Annotated in this window: 4 protein-coding genes; 2 read left to right on the plus strand and 2 right to left on the minus strand. The window is 42.5% G+C overall.

What is annotated here, in order from left to right:
- Positions 1-299: 299 nt before the first annotated feature.
- A complete protein-coding gene (locus tag CBG25_RS20940; RefSeq protein WP_290608992.1) occupies positions 300-389 on the plus strand; it encodes a helix-turn-helix domain-containing protein in 90 nt (29 codons plus the stop codon).
- A gap of 140 nt (positions 390-529) precedes the next feature.
- Here the strand turns inward: CBG25_RS20940 and CBG25_RS20945 are convergent, their stop codons facing one another.
- Positions 530-868: a hypothetical protein gene (locus CBG25_RS20945; RefSeq protein WP_290608993.1), complete on the minus strand. Its 339-nt coding sequence runs from the start codon at positions 866-868 to the stop codon at positions 530-532.
- Positions 869-1,462: 594 nt separating this feature from the next.
- On the opposite strand from CBG25_RS20945, the gene CBG25_RS20950 reads away from it, so the two are divergent.
- A complete protein-coding gene (locus tag CBG25_RS20950) occupies positions 1,463-1,804 on the plus strand; it encodes a transposase zinc-binding domain-containing protein (RefSeq protein WP_290608994.1) in 342 nt (113 codons plus the stop codon).
- 12 nt (positions 1,805-1,816) lie between these two features.
- Here the strand turns inward: CBG25_RS20950 and CBG25_RS20955 are convergent.
- A partial coding sequence (locus CBG25_RS20955; protein ID WP_290603775.1) for a transposase family protein occupies positions 1,817-2,097 on the minus strand: 281 nt, incomplete at its 5' end.

Below are 2,097 nucleotides of genomic sequence, written 5' to 3' on the forward strand. Positions count from 1 at the left end.
TAACAAGCTGAAAATTCAGCGGCTAAATTTTTCAATTCTTCGACTGATAATCCAATGATTGCTTTACATAAACGATTATCTCGTAACAGCCGCTCTTTGTTGATCATTTCAAACCTTTATTCTCTAAGTTAAACCTCTTTTTATTCTCAATAGCGTGACAAAAAATGCAAGTCTCTATTCAGCAACTAGTTTTATGTATGACCAAGGATTTACTTTGTTGCATTTCGTTTGGGAATTGGCGCTGTGATCCCTATTTCATACGGCCTCAGGATCTTTGAAATTCCTAGGCGTTAAAATTATTGGCGAATGGTCATAGCAGAAAACAGCTTGCATTACTGTATGGCGTTTCATTGGCTAGCATCTACAAATATTTTCCAGTTAACCAATGAGGGTTGTCGCGTTCAGTGCCAGATTTGACTTCGAGTAGGCATCAGGAATCGATTTTAAGCCACCCAATATTCGCTGTACGGCGTTTTCTCGATGTAGGTAACCCAATGAGCGCTTTTGAATTTGAACGTCGTAGAGAGGCTTACAGGAACTTTATAATCAGAGTCACGATGGTTGAACCCAAACCAACACAGCAAATAATTACCTTGGTAACTTTTATCAGTAATTTATCGGTTAAAGCCTCCATATGAGACTCAACTTTTTCAAATCGATGTTCCATGTCCTTACGGACATCAGCAACATTCCGATTTACTTCTGCAATTTCATGTTTTAACTCAACGATATCAGCTTTCGTTGCTACGTCTGCCACCTCGTGAGATTTCCGTACAGCAAGAGAGATTGCTCTAGCATGTTCTTTCGCAATGCCCGCGTTTTCTAGCGTTTCGACAAATTCTTGTGTATCAAAGGCGACTTGACCCATAGCTGATATCCCTCATTATTTTTTGTAAGTGTAACCAACTCTTTTAAGCAGTGCAAAGCTAGGTTTTGGAGCGGGGAGCCGTACAAACTGAGACTGCTGTTGACCTTAAGGCGCTTGCGCTGTCCTGACAGACGGGTTTTGGTTTTTACAGGCTTTGCAGCGATACAGATGTTTAAGGGTCGAAGACAAAAGGACGTTACAGCACGTGGGGCTCTATAAGCTATTCAAATGTTGAAGCTGTGGTTAGTTATGTCTTGAAGGTAAAAACGTCTCACAGAGTGTTCTAGGTGGCTAGAAATTGATTTTTAGCTATCCATTCCGATAGTCATTTCATTTTAACCCTCACCGCTCGCCGCAAGCCAAGATTAGCGAGCAAAGCGAGTCTGTCTTGGCGAGGAAGCGGAAGAGCATAAGATGCAACATTTAGCACGCTCACACGATAGTCTCATGTGTCGATAGCCAAAAAAGTTATCCACAGTTCAGCCTCGCGCGCGCGTAGTTAAATTATAGTTATGTATGAGTTCAAGGAAGCAGCCTAGCGGCTGCAAATCGATATCGGGTAGAATGGTGGTACCTTGAACTTCTGGAAATCATATGAACTTCTGGAAATCATATAAAATTACCCCCGTGCTTTCTGAATTCACTCCTCGCCCTCTAAAAACGTTGTTTCAGCGAAACGGTGCTTGGGCCGAACTGCTAAACACTTACCCACTGAGGCCTGTTGAAGTAGAAGTTGTCACCAAAATGCTAGCTTGTGGCACACCACTTATGGGAAGCCGCGAATTATGCTGTGAGAATACCCATTGTCCACATCGGCGCCTTATTTACCAAAGCTGTAAAGGTCGGGGATGCCCGAGCTGCGGCAAAAAGGCCACCGATATCTGGATCGCCACTATAAGCGTGTTGCTTAATAGTGAAATAAGGGTGTTTCGGTGATTGAAGTAAATTTTACGCTGTTCTGAGATGGAAATTCCAAAGACCTGCGCTAAGGAGTAAGAAGGTATCATCAATAAAGGGTCTACGATTCCGTAAAATTTGGGTCATGCAACCGAGGCGCTTGATACCCGCGATGGCGTGTTCAACTGTAATACGGATGCCCGAGATTATTTTATTTTCTTGTTTTTGTTCAGGCGATAAAGGTCTTTTTCGAGTTCCTTTTTTTGGGATTTGTGTATTAGGATGCTGTTTATCTATACCTTGAAAACCGGTATCTGCCCAGATGGTTACCT

The organism is Arsenophonus sp. ENCA (genome assembly GCF_002287155.1).
In the GTDB taxonomy this organism is placed as follows: domain Bacteria; phylum Pseudomonadota; class Gammaproteobacteria; order Enterobacterales; family Enterobacteriaceae; genus Arsenophonus; species Arsenophonus nilaparvatae.

Bases quoted from the DNA above. Each gene is read 5' to 3' on its own strand.
- CBG25_RS20945 (WP_290608993.1), bottom strand. From the start codon at position 868: ATGGGTCAAGTCGCCTTTGATACACAAGAATTTGTCGAAACGCTAGAA.
- CBG25_RS20950 (WP_290608994.1), top strand. From the start codon at position 1,463: ATGAACTTCTGGAAATCATATAAAATTACCCCCGTGCTTTCTGAATTC.